The sequence below is a fragment of the Kitasatospora sp. NPDC093550 genome, assembly GCF_044764985.1.
Lineage (GTDB): Bacteria > Actinomycetota > Actinomycetes > Streptomycetales > Streptomycetaceae > Kitasatospora.
On the sequence record NZ_JBIWJF010000005.1, the window covers coordinates 337974 to 356374 of the forward strand.

Genomic DNA, 18401 nt, shown 5'->3' on the forward strand with positions numbered 1-18401 from the left:
TGTGGGAGGTGGCAGGTGAACGGTGGTTACGGCCCGGAGGCCGAGGTGGCGGACGGTGCTGCGCAGGGGCAGCCGGTGCACTGCCCGACGTCCTTCGCCCAGGAACGGCTCTGGTTCCTCGACCAGTTGCGGCCGGGGGCGGCGGACTACCTGCTGCCGCTCGTGCTGCGGATCACCGGTCCGCTGGACGCCGCGGCGCTGGTCCGGGCGGTGCAGGCGGTGCTGGACCGGCACGAGGTGCTGCGCACCCGGTACCCGGCGGCCCAGGGCGCTCCCGTCCAGGAGATCGCCGAGCACGCGGAACTCCCGGTCGGGCAGCTGGACCTGCGCTACCTCCGGCCGTCCGACCGCGAGGCGGAGGCGCGCGCGATCGTCGACCGGGCGATCCGCCGCCCGTTCGACCTGGCCGCCGACCTCCCGCTGCGGCTCACCCTGCTCCGGCTCGCCGACGAGGAGCACCTGCTGGTGCTGGTGGTGCACCACATCGCCTTCGACGGCTGGTCCTGGGGCGTCCTGGCCCGGGAGCTGGACGCCTTCTACGGCGCGTTCACCGGCGGCGGGGCACCGCTCCCCGCGCCACCGCCGGTGCAGTACGCCGACTTCGCCGACTGGCAGCGCGCGTACCTGTCCGGCGACCGGCTGGACGGTGAACTGGCCTACTGGCGCGACCGGCTCGCCGACCTGACCCCGCTGGCCCTGCCGACCGACCGGCCGCGGCCGGCGGTGTGGGACGCGGCCGGCGACAGCGTGGAGTTCGAGCTCGCCCCCGAGCTGGTCGCGGCGGTCGGCGCGCTGGCCCGGGCGCACGGCGCGACCCCGTTCATGGTGCTGCTGGCGGCGTTCCAGGCGCTGCTGGCCCGGCACAGCGGCGGGCTGGACATCGCCGTGGGCACCCCGGTGGCGGGCCGGTCGCTGGTGGAGGTGGAGGAGCTGGTCGGCTTCTTCACCAACACCCTGGTGATGCGGGCCGACCTGTCCGGCGACCCGAGCTTCCTCGACCTGCTGGCCCAGGTGCGGGAGACGGCACTGGACGCCTTCACCCACCAGGACGTGCCGTTCGAGCGGCTGGTGGACGAGCTGGCGCCGGACCGGGACCTCTCCCGCAACCCCCTGTTCCAGGTCTCCTTCGCCCTGCAGAACGCCGCCGCCCGGCCGTTCACCCTGCCCGGCCTGGAGGTGCGGGTCGTCCCCACGCCGGGGGCGGGAGCGGCCTTCGACCTGACGCTGCACGTGCTGGAGCACGAGGACGGCACCCTCTCCGGCTCCCTGCAGTACGCCACCGCCCTGTTCGACCGGGACGGCGTCCGGCGGCTGGCGGACCACTACGGCCGGCTGCTGGCGGGCCTCACCGCCGAACCCGAGCGCCCGGTCAGCCGGGTCGAGCTGCTGGACGCCGCCGAGCGCCACCGGCTCGACGAGGCCGGCCTCGGGCCGGTCGTCCCCCGCCCCGACCGCTGCCTGCACGAGCTCGTCGCCGAGCAGACCGCCCGCACCCCCGGGGCCACCGCGGTCGTCTTCGGCAGTACGGAACTGACGTACCGTCAACTCGACACCCGGGCCGACCGGTTGGCCCGCCGTCTGATCGCCCTCGGGGCCGGCCCCGAGGTGCCGGTGGCGGTGGCGCTGCGTCGCGGACCGGACCTGGTCACCGCGCTGCTCGCGGTCCTCAAGGCGGGCTCGGTGTACGTCCCGATCGACCCCGAGTACCCGGCGGCGCGCCGCGAGCACCTGCTGCGGGACAGCGCGGCCGCCCTGCTGATCGCCGACGCCTCGCACGACCTGCCGGGGTTCCCGGCCGACGTCGTCCTCGGCGCGGCCTTCGACTGGGCCGCCCTCCCGGCCGGGGACGGCGCCGCCGACCTGCCGCCGGTCGACCCCGCCGGCGCCGCCTACGCCGTCTACACCTCCGGCTCGACCGGCCTGCCCAAGGGCGTCCTCGTCCCCCACGAGGGGATCCGCAACCGGGTGCTGTGGACCGTCGAGCGGCACGGCCTGACGGCCGGCGACCGGATCCTGCAGAAGACCACGATCGGCTTCGACGCGGCGATGTGGGAGTTCCTCGCCCCGCTGGTGTGCGGCGCCACCGTCGTACTGGCCCCCGACGGCGCCCACCGCGACCCGGCCGCGATGCTCCGGGCGGTGGCCGAGCACGGCGTCACCGTGCTGCAGCTGGTGCCGTCCGTCCTGAGCACCCTGGTGGACCAGCCGGGCCTGGCCCGCTGCACCAGCCTGCGCCTGGTGTTCTGCGCCGGCGAACCCCTGCCGGCCCGCCTCTGCGACCGGCTGCTCGACCAGGTCGACGTGGAGCTCTACAACACCTACGGGCCCACCGAGTGCTCGATCGACGTGACCGCCTGGCGCTACCGGCCCGAGGACCACGCCCGGACCGTCTCCATCGGCCGGCCGCTGGACAACCTGCGGATCCTGGTCCTCGACCGGGACGACAACCTCGCCCCGGTCGGCGTCCCCGGCGAGCTGTGCGTGGTCGGCGTCGGGCTCGCCCGCGGCTACCTGGGGCGCCCCGGGCTGACCGCCGAGCGCTTCGCCCCCAGCCCCTTCCCGCAGCACCCCGGCGAGCGGCTCTACCGCACCGGGGACCTGGCGCGGTGGCGCCCCGACGGCCGGCTGGAGTACCTGGGCCGGATCGACGGCCAGCTCAAGGTCCGCGGCGTCCGGATCGAACCGGGCGAGGTGGAGGGCGTCCTGTGCACCCATCCGGGCGTCGCCGCGGCCGTGGTGGGCGTGCAGCGCCGCGACGACGGGGACCACCGGCTGGTCGCGCACGTCGTGCCCGAGGCGGCGGCGGCGCTCGACGCGCAACAGCTGCGCTCGCACCTGGCGGGCCGGCTGCCGGAGGCGATGGTCCCCTCCGCCTTCGTCCTGCTGGACGCCCTGCCGCTGACCGCCAGCGGCAAGGTCGACCGCGCGGCGCTCCCCGCGCCCGACCCCGGGCGGACCGAGGCCGCGGGCGCCTACGTCGCACCGCGCTCCCCCGTCGAGCAGGCCCTGGCCGCGATCTTCGCCGAAGTCCTGGGGGTGGAGCGGGTCGGCGCCCGGGACGACTTCTTCGCGCTCGGCGGGCACTCCCTGCTCGCCACCCGGGTCGCCTTCCGGGTGCGCGGCGCCCTGGGCGTCGAGCTGCCGCTCGCCCAGGTCTTCGCCCGGCGCACCCCGGCCCGGCTGGCCGAGCTGATCGAGACCGGCTACCGCGGCGTCGAGCTGCCGCCCATCACCCCGGTGCCCAGGACCGGACCGCTGCCGCTCTCCTCGGCACAGCAGCGGCTCTGGTTCCTCGACCGGCTGGAGCCCGGCAGCGCCGAGTACCTGGTGCCCGCCGTGCTGCGGCTCACCGGCCGACTGGACGAGCGGGCGCTCGCCCTGGCCCTGGACCGGGTGGTGGCCCGGCACGAGGTGCTGCGCACCCGGTACACCGAGGCGGACGGCGTGCCCGTCCAGGTCATCGACCCCGCGCGCCCGCTCGGCCTGACCGCGCTGGACCTGCGCGGCCGCCCCGAGCCCGAGGTCCGCGCACGGCTGGCCGCGGAGACCGGGCGGCCGTTCGCGCTCGACCGCGAGCCCCCGCTGCGGGCCGCGCTGCTGCGGACCGCGGAGGAGGAGTGGATCCTCGCCCTGACCTTCCACCACATCGCCACCGACGCCTGGTCGACGGAGGTGATCACCGAGGAGCTCGGCCGCTTCTACCGCTGCCTCACGGCCGGCCGGCCGCTGCCGGACGCCGCACCCGCCGTCCAGTACGCCGACTTCGCCGCCTGGCAGCACGAGCGGCAGGACGAGCCGACGATGGCGGACCAACTGGCCTACTGGAAGGAGCACCTGAGCGACCTCCAGCCGCTGGAGCTGCCCACCGACCGGCCCCGCCCGGCGGTGCGCGACCCGCGCGGCGAGCTGCTCAGCGTCGAGGTGCCCGCCGAGCTCGGCGCGGCGGTGGCCGCCCTGGGCCGGGCCCGTTCGGCGACCTCGTTCATGGTCCTGCTCGCCGCCTTCCACGTCCTGCTGGCGCGCTACAGCGGACAGTCCGACCTCGCGGTCGGCACCCCGGTGGCGGGCCGAACCCGCGCCGAGACGGAGGACCTGGTCGGCCTGTTCGTCAACACCGTCGTCCTGCGCGCCGACCTCTCGGGGGCGCCGACCTTCGCCGAACTGCTCGACCGGGTGCGGGCCGACGCCGTCCAGGCCTACGCCCACCAGGACCTCCCGTTCGAGCGGCTGGTCGACGAGCTGCGCCCGGACCGCGACCTGTCCCGCAACCCGCTCTTCCAGGTGATGTTCGACCTGCTGCACACCCGGCGCAGTCCGCTCACGGTCGACGGCGTCGAGGTCGAGGAGCTCCAGGCCGACTGGCAGGTCGCCAAGTTCGACCTCGGCGTCACCCTGGACGAGCGGCCGGACGGCACCCTGGAGTGCTGCTTCGAGTACTCCACCGCGCTCTTCGACCGGTCCACCGTGCAGCGGATGGCCCGGCACTACCTGCAGCTGCTGCGCAGCGCCGTCCGCACCCCGGACGCCCGGATCGGCGAGCTGGAGATGCTGACCGCGCCGGAGCGGCGGCAGCTGCTCACCGACTGGCGCGGCACCGCGGCCGAGCAGCCCCGGCAGCTCGTGCCCGAGCTGTTCTCGGCGCGGGCCGCCGCCCAGCCGGACGCGCTCGCGGTGGTCTTCGCCGGCCGGTCCGAGAGCCATCTCACCTACGCCGAACTCAACGCCCGGGCCAACCAGTTGGCCCACCACCTGCGCGCCGCCGGGGTCGGCCCGGAGAGCGTGGTCGGGGTCTGCCTGGAGCGCGGACCGGACGTCGTGGTCGCCCTGCTCGGCGTCCTGAAGGCCGGCGGCTGCTACGTGCCGTTCGACCCCGAGCACCCGGCCGAGCGGCTCGCCTTCATGCTGGCCGACGCCGGGGCCGGGACGGTGCTCACGCACAGCCGCTTCGCCGACCGGCTGGCCGCCGGGCCGGCCCGGGTGATCAGCCTGGACGCCGACCGGGAGCGGCTGGCACAGCACCCCACCACGGACCCGGCGGTGACCGTTCACCCGGAGCAACTCGCGTACGTCATCTACACCTCGGGGTCCACCGGGCAGCCCAAGGGCGTGCTGATCCAGCACGGCTCCTACGCCCACCACTGCGAGGTCATCGCCGAGGCCTACGGCATCGGCACCGAGGACCGCGTCGTGCTGCTCTCCGCGCTCACCTTCGACGTGGCGATGGACCAGATGGCGGCCACCCTGCTGGCCGGCGCGACGGTGGTGGTGAGCGACCCGCTCTTCTGGAGCCCGGCCGAACTGGCGGACCGCCTGGCCGAACACCGGGTCACCGTCATGGAGATCACCCCCGCCTACTACCGCGAACTGGTCGGCGGCCTCCGGCCGGGCGACCGACGGCTGGCCGGGCTGAAGCTGATGAACGTCGGCAGCGACGTGGTCACCGTGGACGACGCCCGGCAGTGGGCCGCCACCGGACTGCCCGCCCGCTTCCTGTGCAACTACGGCCCGACCGAGGCCACCGTCACCTGCGTCCTGCACCCCGTCGCCGGCGAACTGCCCGGCGCCCGAGGGGAGTCCACCCTGCCGATCGGCCGGCCGGTGCCGGGCACCACCGCGTACGTCCTCGACCCCGACCTCAACCCGGTGCCGGTCGGGGTGGCGGGCGAGCTCTACCTCGGCGGCGTCCGGGTCGCCCGCGGCTACCACCGCAGGCCGGCGCTGACCGCCGAGCGCTTCGTCCCCGACCCCTTCTCGCCCGCGCCCGGCCGCCTCTACCGCACCGGCGACCTGGTCCGCTACACGGCCGACGGGGTCATCGAGTTCCTCGGCCGGATCGACCAGCAGGTCAAGATCCGCGGCTTCCGGATCGAACTCGGCGAGATCGAGGCGGTGCTCGCCCGGCACGCCCTGATCCGGGCGGTCGCGGTGGTCGCCCGGGACGTCCGGCCCGGCGACCGCCGCCTGGTGGCCTACCTCGTCACCCACGACGGCACCGCCCCCGACATCGCGGCCCTGCGCGCCTTCCTGGGCGACCGGATCCCCGAGTACATGATCCCCTCGCTCTGGGTGGACCTGCCCGAACTGCCGCTCACCAGCAGCAAGAAGGTGGACCGCAAGGCCCTCCCGGCCCCCGGGGCCGGCCGCCCGCAGCTGGAGCACGGCTACCTCGCGCCCCGTACCGCCGCGGAGGAGGTGATCGCGGGAATCTGGGGCGAGGTCCTCGGCCTGGACCGGATCGGCGTGCACGACGGGTTCTTCGACCTCGGCGGGCACTCGCTGCTCGCCACCCGGGTGCTCGCCCGGCTGCGCCGGCGGTTCGCGCTGGAACTGCCGCTGCGGCTGCTCTTCGAGGCGCCCACCGTCGCCCTCCAGGCGGAGGCCGTCGAGCGGGCGATCGAGGCGGAGATCGAGGGGCTCTCCGACGAGGAGGTCACGGCCCTGCTCGCCGAGGAGGCGTAGGACACGCCCCACGTGTCGGCCGGGGCCGGCCGGGCTTCGGCCCCGGCCGGCCCCGGCCGTTCCCGAATGCTCCGATGTCCGGAGCACGCTGCTCCGATGATCGGACACCGCCGGGCCGTCCCCCGGACTCCGCTCCGACCGCGAACGGAGGGCCGGCGCCTTCATGGGGGCATCGCCCCCAGGTTTCCGCGCGGGCCCTGCTCGGGGGTGCCACCGCCCCCGGCTACGGTCGCACGACGCGGGCACGGCCGTACCGGCGGTGGCGCCCCGACGGGCACCCGACGCCGTGGACGGCCGACGGACGGGCGGCGGACGACCGACGGACCGGCGGCGGCGGCAGGTCGGCGGCCGCCGGAGGCCCCCGGCGGCGGCCGTCCGCACCCCGGCCCGCGGGCGGATCGGGAAATCTGGGGGCCGTCACCCGATGCCGCGCGGCGCCCACCGGGGCGATGCTCTCTTCCTGTCGGGTACGGGCCGAACCCCAGGAGGAGCCGATGGGCGAACCGGTGAGAGTCAGCATCGTCGCGCAGGACCCGGTGCTGGAGGCCGGTACGCGGATCAGCCTGCAGCGCCACGGCGAGATCGCGGTGGCACCGCCCGGCGAACACGCCCAGGTCGCGGTCATCATGGTGGACCGGGTGACCCCGGAGGTGATGGACACCGTACGGGCGGCCCGGGAGGCGGACCAGCGGCGGGAGATCGTGCTGGTCGCGACGGAACTGGCGGCCGGCGACGCGGCCCAGGCCTTCGCGGCCGGCACCCGGGGGCTGCTGCGCCGCTCCGAGGCCACCGCCGAGCGCCTGGCCTGGACCGTGGTGGCCGCCGCCGCGGGCGACTGCACCCTGCCGCCGGACCTGCTGGACGGGCTCCTGGAACACGGGCCCGGGGGCGGCGCCCGCCGCACCGGCGGAGCGTCGGCCCCGGCCGGGTGGGAGCTCTCGGAGCGGGAGCAGGCGGTCATGCGCCTGGTCGCCGACGGCCGGGAGACCGAGGAGATCGCGCGGGAGCTGTGCTACTCCTCCCGCACCGTGACCACCGTGGTGCACGACGTCACCCGGCGCTTCCGGCTCCGCAACCGCGCCCACGCGGTGGCCTTCGCCCTGCGGGCGGGTCTGCTGTGAGCGCCACGATGACGGCCGCCCGCCCCGGCGCGGCGCCCCGGGTCCGGGTGCGGGCGAGCGACGCGGCGGCGCGCGCGGCGGTGGAGGAGAAGCTGACGGTCGCGGGGCTCCGGCCCGCCCAGGCGCCGGACCCGTCCGCGCGGGACGTGCTGGTGGCCGTCGGCGACACCGCGGACGGCGCGATCGAGGCCTGCCGGGCCGCCCTGCCGGGCGGCGGCGAGCGGCGGTTGGTGGTGGTGGCCGACGCACTGTCCCGGCACGGCGTCTCGCGGGCGCTGCGGGCGGGCGCCCGGGCCGTGCTGCTGTCCGCCGAGGCGACGCCGGCCCGGCTGGCCGCGGCCGTCCACTCGGCCCACCGCGGCGAGGGCCGGCTCTCCCACCTGGCGCTGACCTGCCTGCTCAACGGGTCCTCGGAGCGGCCCGCCCCCGGCCGGCGCCCGGGCACCTCGGCGCTGACGGCCCGTCAACTCGACGTGCTGCGCCTGATGGCGGACGGCTACGGCAACGAGGCCATCGCCCAGACGCTGCGCTGCTCCAAGCACACCGTCAAGAACGTGATCTACGAGCTGATGGCCCAGCTCCAGGTGCACAACCGGGCCCACGCGGTGGCGCACGCCGTCCGGACCGGGCTGATCTGACCCGCCGCGCGGGCGGCGCCGCCGCACCGGCCGGGACAAACGCGCAGCGCCCCGGCCACCGAGGCTGCCGCTCGTTCCCTGGCAGCGTGCCGCCGTCCGGCGGCACGCTGCTCCTGCCCATGTCCGTACGGCGGGCATGGCGACCCTGCTCCCCTCACCCCGGCGGCGCCACGAGCCGCCCGCCGCGGTCTCGTCCCTGCCGAGAGGACCCGATGGACATCGCCGAGCACACCCACGAGTTCAAGACCTTCGAGGAGCTGGAGTCGGAGGTCCGGATCTACTGCCGCAAGTTCCCCGCCGTCTTCGAGCGGGCCAAGGGCGTGGAACTGCACGCCGAGGACGGCCGGACGTTCATCGACTTCTTCTGCGGCGCCGGGACGCTCAACTACGGGCACAACGACGACTTCATCAAGACCCGGGTGGCCGAGTACCTCGCCGCCGACGGCATCGCGCACGGCCTGGACATGTACACCGTGGCCAAGCGGGAGTTCCTGACCGCCTTCGCGGACACCGTGCTGCGGCCCCGCGGGCTGGACTACAAGGCGCAGTTCACCGGCCCGACCGGCACCGACGCCGTGGAGGCCGCGCTCAAGCTCGCCCGCAAGGCCACCGGCCGCACCGGCCTGGTCGCGTTCACCGGCGCGTACCACGGCATGTCGCGCGGTTCGCTCGCGGTGACCGGCAGCCGCCGGGCCCGCCGGGCGGGCGGGGTCAGCGGGCAGGACGTCACCTTCGTCCCGTACGAGGACGGCCCGCAGGGCCCGTTCGACTCGGTCGGGTACCTGGAGCGGCTGCTCGCCGACCCCTCCTCGGGCGTCGACCTGCCCGCCGCGGTGATCCTGGAGCCGATGCAGATGGAGGGCGGGGTCTACCCGGCGAGCGCCGGCTGGCTGCGCGCGCTGCGCGACCTCACCGATCGGTACGGGATCCTGCTGATCCTGGACGAGATCCAGGCGGGCTGCGGCCGCTCCGGCCGGTTCTTCTGCTTCGAGCACGCCGGGATCACCCCGGACGTGGTGACGCTGTCCAAGTCGCTCAGCGGCTACGGGCTCCCGCTCTCGATGGTGCTGTTCAAGCGGGAGCTGGACGCCTGGGAGCCGGGCGAGCACACCGGGACCTTCCGCGGCAACCAGCTCGCCTTCGTCGCCGCCACCGCGGCCTGCGAACTGTGGCGGCAGGAGTCCTTCCACACCCACCTCACCGCCGCGATCGAGCGGCTGGACCGGTTCCGCGGCGAACTGGCGGAACTGGGCCAGGACCTGCGGGCGCGCGGGCGCGGCATGGCGCTCGGCATCGACCTCGGGGCGGCGGGCGGCGCCCTGCGCGCCGACCGGCTGCAGCGCCACGCCTTCGAGCACGGGCTGATCGTCGAACTGTGCGGCCGTGACGACGAGGTGGTCAAGCTGCTGCCGCCGCTGACCGTCGACCTCGCGCTGCTGGACCGGGGCCTCGACGTGCTGCTGCACGGCCTGAAGACGGTCTGACCCCGCCACCACGGAAAGGAGAGCGCGATGTCCCGTCCGGTACGCCGCCACCTGATCTCGATCGACGACCTCGGCTTCGAGGAGATGCACCGCATCGTGCGCCGGGGCGCCGAGTTCGCCGCCGGCCGCGGCGAGGACGCCCGCACGCTGCGCGACGCGGTGGTGGGCATCCTGTTCCGCAAGACCTCCACCCGCACCCGGACCGCCTTCTCGGCCGGCGCGCTGCGCCTGGGCGGCCGGCTGATCACCTACGGCCCAGGCGACCTGCAGGAGAACACCGGGGAGACGGTCGAGGACACCGCCGCCGTGCTGTCCCGGATGCTCGACGTCCTGGTGGCCAGGACCGCGGGCAGCGAGGCCGAGCTGCGGGCCTTCGCCGCCCAGCGGCGGATGGCGGTGGTCAACGCGATGAGCGCCGCCGAGCACCCCACCCAGGCGCTCACCGACCTCACCACGCTGTACGGCCGGTTCGGGCGGATCGAGGGCCTGCGGGTGCTCTACGTCGGCGAGGGCAACAACACCGCCTCGGCGCTGACGCTGGCGCTGTCCCGCTACGCCGGAACGGAGCTGCACCTGCGCACGCCGGACGGCTACGGGGTCGAGCAGCGCTACCTCGACCGGGCCGCCGCGTACGCGGCGGGCAGCGGCGCGCTGGTGGCGCAGCGGCACGACATGGCCGAGCTTCCCGAGGTCGACGTGGTCTACACCACCCGCTGGCAGACCACCGGCACCAGCAAGGCCGATCCGGACTGGCGGCTCGCCTTCGAGCCGTTCCGGGTGGACAAGGCCGTCATGGACGCCGCCCCCGGCGCGTTGTTCATGCACGACCTGCCCGCGCACCGCGGCGACGAGGTGACCGCCGAGGTCCTCGACGGGCCCGCCTCGATCGCCTTCGAGCAGGCCGAGAACAAGTACCACAGCGCCCGCGCGGTGCTGGAGTGGTGTGTCGGCGGCGGCCCGGCGGAGGACGGTGGGGAAGGCCTCGTCCTCGCCGGCTGACCCCCGGCCCGAACGGGCCGCCTCCCGGGAACGACCGGGAGGCGGCCCGTTCGGCGTGTCGGCGGCCCGGGGGCGACGACGAGGACGACGAGAGGACGGCTCCCCGCGACCGTGTCGCGGGGAGCCGTCCTCTCGTCGACCGACCGTCGGTCCGTACCGTCAGTCCGTCTCCGCCATCAGCCCGTCGAGCAGCCGGGCGAGGCCCGCGACGTGCGGCGGCTGCAGCACGCCGAGGTGGTCGCCGCCGACCCGGTGGACCTCCAGGCCGCCGGGGGTGAGCTCTGTCCAGCGCGCCAGGTACTCCCGGTAGGGCTGCCCGGAGGCCACCTCGTGCCCGCCGCCGGCGAGTTCGTCGCCGATCAGCAGGTGCATCCGCCCCGGGAAGGGCCGGTGCCGGTAGCCGAGGGTGGCCTGGGCCAGCTCGCGCCAGACCTTGAGCCGGCCCGCCCAGAAGGTGTCACCGGGCCGGGGCGCCAACTTGGGGCCCTCGTCGATGACGTAGTCGAGCACCTTGAGGAACTCCGCCTGGAGGAGTTCGACCTCCTCCTCCCCCACCGCCAGGTCCAGCTTGCCGAGCAGTTCCTCGCCGTGCGCCAGCATCGCCGCCTCGTCCCACAGGTTCCTGCGGGTGTGGCTGTCCAGGGCCGGGTCGAGCAGGGCGAAGGTGACCCGCTCGCCGTCCTGGTGCAGCCGGTGCGCGAGTTCGCTGGTGACCGGTCCGGCGCCGCACCAGCCGAGCAGGTGGTACGGCCCGGTGGGCCGGATGGCCCGGATCCGGCCGAGGAACTGCTCGGCGACGCTGCCGATGCTCTGCGGCGAGGGGACCTCGGCGTGCAGGCCGGGCCACTCCAGGCCGACCACCCGGCGGTCCTCGGCGAGGTGTTCGGCCAGGTGGACGTACCACTGGGCGCCGCCCGGGTAGACGCAGAACAGCGGTGCCCGGGTGCCCTCGCGCCGCAGCCACAGCACGGAGTCCGCGGCGGCGTCCACGGCCCGCGCCGGGTCGGCGACGAGCGCGGGCGCGAGGTCGGCGGCGACGGCGGGGTCGATCGCCCGGGCCAGCTCGGCGACCGTGCGGTGCTGGTAGAAGTCGCGGAAGGCGACCGCGAGCCCGTGCGCCTCACGCAGCCTGACGATCACCCGCATCGCGATCAGCGAGTGCAGGCCGAGGTCGGTGAAGGAGTCGTCCACGCCGACCCGGGGCACCCCCAGCACCTCGGCGAGGGCCGTCGCCAGGATGCCCTCGACCGCGGTGCGCGGCGCCAGGTACGGGGTGGCGGGGAGGCTCCCGGCGGCGGGCTCCGGCAGGGCGTGCGGGTCGACCTTGCCGCTGGGGGTGAGCGGCAGCGCGTCCAGCAGCACGAAGCCGGACGGGACGAGGTACTCGGGCAGTCGGCCGAGCAGCCACTCCCGCAGCTCACCGGGCCGCGGGTCCGCGCCCTCGCGCGGCACGGCGTAGGCGACCAGGGCGCGCTCGCCGCCGGGGGCGGTGCGCACCCGGACGGTGACCTCGCGGACCTCCGGGTGGCGGCGCAGCACGCCCTCCACCTCGCCGGGCTCGATCCGGTAGCCGCGGATCTTCACCTGGTTGTCCGCCCGGCCGCCGAACTCCAGCACGCCGTCCTCCCGGTAGCGGGCCAGGTCGCCGGTGCGGTAGAGCCGGGCTCCCGGCTCGGTCGCGTACGGGTCGGGGACGAAGCGGTCGGCGGTCAGCCCGGGCCGCCGCGCGTAGCCGCGGGCCAGCTGGACGCCGCCGATGTACAGCTCGCCGGTCACGCCGGCCGGGACGAGCCGCAGGTCGCGGTCGAGGACCCGCAGCACGGTGTTGGCCACCGGCCGGCCGATCGGCACCGGGCCGGTGGGCAGCAGGTCGGCCCGGGACTTGAGGACGCAGCAGCCGACGGTGGCCTCGGTCGGTCCGTAGTGGTTGACCACCGCGGTGTCCGGGGCGTGCTCGGTCCAGGCGCTGAGCGCCTCCCGGGTGAGCTCCTCGCCGCCCACCACCAGGCGGTCGGTGGCGCCGGCGAGCGCCGCGGGCGACAGGGTGCGGTTGAGCACCGCCAGGTGGGTGGGGGTGAGCTTGACCAGGCCGAACCCGCCGCGCTCCAGGGCGGCGACCAGGCCGTCCAGGCCGGGGGTGCCGTCGTCCTCGGTGAGGGTGACCGGACGGCCGGCGAGCAGCGCGGGGAAGAGCGAGGTGACCGGCAGGTCGAAGGTCATCGCGGAGTAGAGCGGGGAGCCGGTGCCGCGCACGTCCGGGAACTCGGCCGCCGCCCAGGTCGCGTAGTTCACCAGGGAGCGGTGCTCGATCATCACGCCCTTGGGGGTGCCGGTGGAGCCGGAGGTGTAGACGGTGTAGGCGAGGTTGCCGGGTGTGGCGATCGGGCCGAGGTCGTCCGGGCTCTGCGCGGCGAGCTCCTCGTCGCGGTCGAGCAGTACGGCCTCGGCGTCGTGGCCGGCGACCAGGCCGGCCAGCTCCTGCTGGGTGAGGACGGCGGCGGCACCGGTCTCGGTGAGCACGCCGGCCAGCCGCCGGGCGGGGTGGGTGGCGTCGAGCGGGAGGTAGGCGCCGCCGGCCTTGAGCACCCCGAGCAGTGCCGCGACCAGGTCGGGGCCGCGGCGCAGCAGCACCCCGACCGTGGACTCGGGGCCGACGCCGAGCGCGCGCAGCCGGCGGGCGATCCGGTTGGCGCGGGCGTTGAGCGCGGCGTAGTCGAGGGTGCTGCCGTCGGCGCAGTGCAGCGCCGCCGCGTGCGGGGTGCGGGCGGCCTGCCGCTCGAACACCTCGTGCACGCAGGCGTCCGGGACGGCCCGCTCGGGGCCGGTCGCGAAGCGGTGCAGCTGCTCGCGCTCCTCGGCGGCGAGGGCGTCGGCGCCGGCGTCGCCCCCCGGGTCGGCGGCCATCGCCTCCAGGATCCGCCGGTACAGCCCGGCCAGCCGCTGCGCGTGGGCGCGGCTGATCCGCTCGGGGCGGCCGTAGAGGACGAACACGCCGGGGAAGGTCGAGGCGTCCAGCGCGAACTCGTTGGGGCTGACGTCGACCACCTCGTCGGAGTCGATCTGCTCGTCGTCCAGGACGTGGAAGTCCAGGTAGGTGAAGGACACCTCGACCAGCGGCGTGCCGTCGCCCCAGGCCCGCTGCATCTCCGGCAGCGGGAAGCGGCGGTGCGGCCAGGCCGCGACCTCGGCGGCGAAGACCTCCCCCACCAGCTCGCGCCAGGTGGCGCCGGTCAGCTCGACGCCGAGCGGCACGGTGTTGAGGTGCATGCCGCGCACCAGCTCGCCGCCCTCGGTCTCCAGACGGCCGTTGAAGACCAGTCCGCTGTGGAAGCGGCGGCTGCCGCCGATCGTGGCCATCGCCTTCAGGTGCGCGGCGAACAGCACGCTCTTGAGCGGCACCCCGGCGTCGGCGGCCAGCGCGCGCAGGCCCGGCTCCAGGTCGTGGAACGGCACGGTGACCTGGTACGGGCGCTCGCCGGCCGCCGGGTCGGCGGCCCAGGACGGCGGCAGGACGACCCGCTCGAAGTCGGCGACCCGCTGCTGCCAGAACGCGCGGTCCTCGCCGGAGGCCAGGGAGCGCCGCTCCAGCGCGACGTGGTCGGCGTAGCGGACGGTGTGCCGCGGCCCGGCCGGGTCGGCCGGGGCCCGGCCGTCGCGGATCGCCCGGTAGTCGCGCATCACCTCGTCGATCAGCGAGTGGTGGCTCCAGCCGTCGAGGATCGCGTGGCACTCGATGAAGGAGAAGGTCCAGCGGTCGTCGGCGGTCTGGTGGACGTGGAAGCGCAGCATCGGCGCCCGGGCGACGTCGAAGGGCGTGCGGCGGGTGCGGGCGGTGAACTCGGCCAGCTCGGCGCGGACCCGCTCCTCGTCGAGCCCGCGCAGGTCGTCGTAGCCGACCTCCAGGACGGCCTCGGCGTGGACCAGCTGGAGCGGTTCGGAGTAGCCGGTGAGGTCGAAGGCGGTGCGCACGATCTCGTGCCGCCGGGCGAGCCGGGCGGCGGCCTCGCGCATCGCGCGCAGCGAGAACGGCGCGTCGTCGGTGAACGGGAAGAGCGTGATGTTGTGGTACGGGCTCTCGTCCCGGTCGGCGAGCATCTGGTAGACCATCGCGGCCTGCACCATGGCGAGCGGGTAGGCGTCCACCAGGCCGGGCGGCAGGGCGGCCCGGTCGGCCGCGGAGAGCAGCGCGAACGGCGCCACCCGCTGTTCCTCCGGGTTCGGTTCCGCGTCCGGCCCGACGCCCGGTCCGCCACCCGGTCCCCCGCCCGGCCGTCCGCTCGGCCGGCGCTCGGCGGCGGCGAGGTCGGCGAACCGGGCCAGGCCCTCCACGCTCTGGTGCACCAGCAGGTTCTGCACCGTCAGGTCGACCCCGCGCCGGCGCAGTGCGCCGATGACCTTGATCGCCCGGATCGAGTCGCCGCCCAGGTGGAAGAAGTTGTCGAGGGCGCCGACCTGCGGCAGCCGGAGGACCTCGGCCCAGGTCTCGGCGACGATCCGCTCCGTCCCGGTCCGCGGGGCCACGTGTGCGGCGCCGCCGAGGACGCGGTGGGCGTCGGGGTCGGGCAGGGCGCGGCGGTCGATCTTGCCGTTGGCCGTCATCGGGAAGGCGGCCAGCGGGACGAAGACCGCCGGCACCATGTAGCCGGGCAGGGTCCGGCCGAGGGCGGCGCGCAGTTCCGCCGGGTCGAGGGTACGGCCCGCGCGGGGCGCGACGTACGCGACCAGCCGGGCCTCCCGCTCGTCGGCGCGGCGGTGCGCGATCACCAGGCTCTTGTCCACCTCGGGGAGCGCGCCGATGGCCGCCTCGATCTCGCCGGGTTCGATCCGGTGGCCGCGGATCTTCAGCTGGCCGTCGGCCCGGCCGAGGAACTCCAGTTCGCCGTCGGCGTCGTAGCGGGCGAGGTCGCCGGTGCGGTACATCCGGGCGCCCGGCGTGGTGGCGTACGGGTCGGGCAGGAACCGCTCGGCGGTCAGCGCGGGGCGGTTGAGGTAGCCGCGGGCCAGGCCGGGCCCGGAGACGTAGAGCTGGCCGGGGACGCCGATCGGCACCGGGCCGAGGTCCGGGTCGAGCAGGCGCAGCCGCAGGTCGCCGAGCGGGCGGCCGATCGGGCTGCGCCGGGCGCCGGCGGTCTCCTCCGACCGCACCGGGCGGTGGGTCACGTGGACGGTGGTCTCGGTGATGCCGTACATGTTGACCAGTGCGGGCCGCTGGTCGCCGAACCGCTCGAACCAGGGCGCGAGTTCGGCCACGTCCAGCGCCTCGCCGCCGAAGACCACGGTCCGCAGCGCCAGGGCCCCGGGGCGGAGGTCGGCCAGCGCCACGGCCTCCTGGAGGCCGCGGAAGGCGGAGGGGGTCTGGTTGAGCACGGTGACGCGCTCGGTGACCAGCAGGTCCAGGAAGTCCTGCGGCGAGCGGGAGACGGCGTACGGGACCACCACGACCCGGCCGCCGTTCAGCAGCGCGCCCCACAGCTCCCAGACCGAGAAGTCGAAGGCGTAGGAGTGGAACAGCGTCCAGACGTCCTCGGGGCCGAAGCCGAAGTCCTCCTGGCAGGAGCGCAGCAGGCGCAGCACGTTGGCGTGGCTGACCGGGACGCCCTTGGGGGCGCCGGTGGAGCCGGAGGTGTGGATGACGTAGGCGGTGTTGCCGGGGCTCGCGAGCGGGGCGGGGTCGGTGTCCGGCCAGTCCTGCCCGGCCTCGTCGAGCAGCAGGGTGGTGACGCCCTCGCGGGCCGGGCCCTGCCCGCCCGCGCTCCGGTCGGTGACCAGGAGGCCGGCCCCGGCGTCGGCGAGGATGTACGCGAGCCGGTCGGCTGGCTGGCCCGGGTCCAGCGGGAGGTAGCCCGCGCCGGACTTGAGCACCCCGAGCAGGGCGACCACCAGGTCGAGCCCGCGCTCGAAGCGCACGCCGACCAGGGTCTCCGGGCCGGCTCCGTGCGCGCGCAGCCGGTGGGCGAGGCGGTTGGCCCGGGCGTTCAGCTCCGCGTAGGTCAGCGAGACGCCCTCGCAGGTGGCGGCGGGGGCGTCGGGGGTGCGCCGGGCCCACTGCCCGAAGACCTCGGGCAGGGTCTCCTCGGCGGGGTAGCCGCGGCCGGGTCCGCTCCAGGAGGCGAGGAGTGCGCGCTCGGCCTCGGGCAGCAGGTCGAGCCGGTGGACCGGCCGGTCCGGGTCGGCGGCGATGCCGGCCAGCAGCCGCAGGTAGTGCGCGATGGTCCGCTCGATCGTCGCCGGGTCGAACAGCGCGGTGGCGTACTCCAGTTCGCCGCTGACGGAGCCGTCGGCGGTTTCGGTGAGCGCGAGCGAGAGGTCGAACTTGGCGGTGCGCCAGTCCACCGCCCGCTGCTCGGCGCGCAGCGCGCCCGTCCCGGCCGGGGCGTGCGCGGCGAGCTGGAAGACCACCTGGAAGATCGGGTTGCGGGAGGGGTCGCGCTCCGGCGCCAGTTCGTCGACCAGCCGCTCGAACGGGGTCTCCTGGTGCGTGAAGGCGCCGAGCGCGGTCTCCCGGACCCTGCCGAGCAGTTCGCGGAAGGACGGGTCGCCGCCGAGGTCGGTGCGCAGCGCGACGGTGTTGGCGAACAGGCCCACCATGGCCTGGGTGTCGTCCCGCTCCCGGCCCGCGACCGGGGTGCCGACCACCACGTCGGTCTGCCCGCAGCTGCGGCCGAGCAGGAGCTGGAAGGCGGCCAGGTGCACCAGGAACGGGGTGGCGCCCTGGGTGCGGCCCAACTCCACCAGGGGCTGCGCGAGTTCGGCCGGGACGGTGAAGGTGGCGATGGCGCCGGCGGCGTCCCGGACCGGACCGCGCGGCCGGTCGGTCGGCAGCGCGAGCGGGGTGAGGTCGGCCAGGGTGTCCCGCCAGTAGGCGAGTTGGCCGGCCAGCCGGTCGCCGGACAGCTGCGCGCGCTGCCAGGCGGCGAAGTCCGCGTACTGCACGGCCTGCGGGTCCAGCGGGTCCGGCCGGCCGGCCGCGAACGCCTCGTGGAGTGCGCCGAGTTCGCCGAGCAGCACGTCCTCCGACCAGCCGTCCGAGGCGATGTGGTGGAGCGTCAGCAGCAGCGCGTACGCCTCGCCGGGGAGCCGCGCGAGCAGGGCCCGGACGGGGTGCTCGGCGGCCAGGTCGAACGGCCGCCGGCCGTCCTCGGCCACCAGCCCGGCGAGCCGCCGTTCCGCCTCCGCCGGCTCGGCGGACCCGAGATCGACCTCGGTCAGGGCGATCGGCCCCGGCGCGTCGATCGTCAGCACCGGCTCGTCGTCCACCGCCGGGTAGCGGGTGCGCAGCACCTCGTGCCGGGCGACCAGCGCGTCCAGCGCGCGCCGCAGCGCCGCCGGGTCCACCGGCCCGGGCAGCCGCAGCAGCAGCGGCATCAGGTACTCGGTGCCGCCGGGCTGGAGTCGGTCGAGCACCCACATCCGGTGCTGCGCGAACGACAGCGGGAGAACGCCGTCCCGGGGCACCGGGACGATCCCCTCCTGCCGCTTCTTCGTCAAGCCGCTCAGGCGCCGCTGCAGCAGCTCCGTGCGGGAGCTCGGGCTCGTGCTCATCCTTCGCCTTCCTGTGCGTGCGACGGGGTCCGGGGTCCGGTGACGGTCGACCGGCCGGGCGTCAGCCTGCCGACTGCGCGGGGCACACGGCAGGGTCAGCACGGCCGACGTTCCGGCGGCGAACTGCGCGCGTGACTGCCGGTCCTTCTCTGGGCCCG

6 protein-coding genes are annotated in these 18401 nt (G+C 75.6%); 5 read left to right on the forward strand and 1 reads right to left on the reverse strand.

Annotated elements, in window-relative coordinates; genetic code table 11:
* Positions 1–15: 15 nt before the first annotated feature.
* From ACIRD3_RS10540 to ACIRD3_RS10560, 5 genes are all read left to right on the forward strand, one after another.
* On the forward strand, positions 16–6459 hold the full coding sequence (locus tag ACIRD3_RS10540) for an amino acid adenylation domain-containing protein (RefSeq protein ID WP_402213963.1): 6444 nt from the start codon (positions 16–18) through the stop codon (positions 6457–6459).
* Positions 6460–6953: 494 nt separating this feature from the next.
* Positions 6954–7580, forward strand: coding sequence for a LuxR C-terminal-related transcriptional regulator (locus tag ACIRD3_RS10545; RefSeq protein WP_402213964.1), 627 nt, complete (start codon positions 6954–6956; stop codon positions 7578–7580).
* A complete protein-coding gene (locus tag ACIRD3_RS10550; protein ID WP_402213966.1) occupies positions 7577–8218 on the forward strand; it encodes a response regulator transcription factor in 642 nt (213 codons plus the stop codon). Before ACIRD3_RS10545 ends, ACIRD3_RS10550 begins: the two co-directional genes overlap by 4 nt.
* A gap of 212 nt (positions 8219–8430) precedes the next feature.
* Positions 8431–9702 (forward strand): diaminobutyrate--2-oxoglutarate transaminase, encoded by a 1272-nt coding sequence (ectB, locus tag ACIRD3_RS10555; protein ID WP_402213968.1) that lies wholly within the window; start codon positions 8431–8433, stop codon positions 9700–9702.
* A 27-nt stretch (positions 9703–9729) separates the two neighbouring features.
* Positions 9730–10701 (forward strand): ornithine carbamoyltransferase, encoded by a 972-nt coding sequence (locus ACIRD3_RS10560; RefSeq protein WP_402213970.1) that lies wholly within the window; start codon positions 9730–9732, stop codon positions 10699–10701.
* 159 nt (positions 10702–10860) lie between these two features.
* Here ACIRD3_RS10560 and ACIRD3_RS10565 read toward each other — a convergent pair whose 3' ends face one another.
* Positions 10861–18243 (reverse strand): amino acid adenylation domain-containing protein, encoded by a 7383-nt coding sequence (locus tag ACIRD3_RS10565; protein ID WP_402213972.1) that lies wholly within the window; start codon positions 18241–18243, stop codon positions 10861–10863.
* Between the last annotated feature and the right edge of the window lie 158 nt (positions 18244–18401).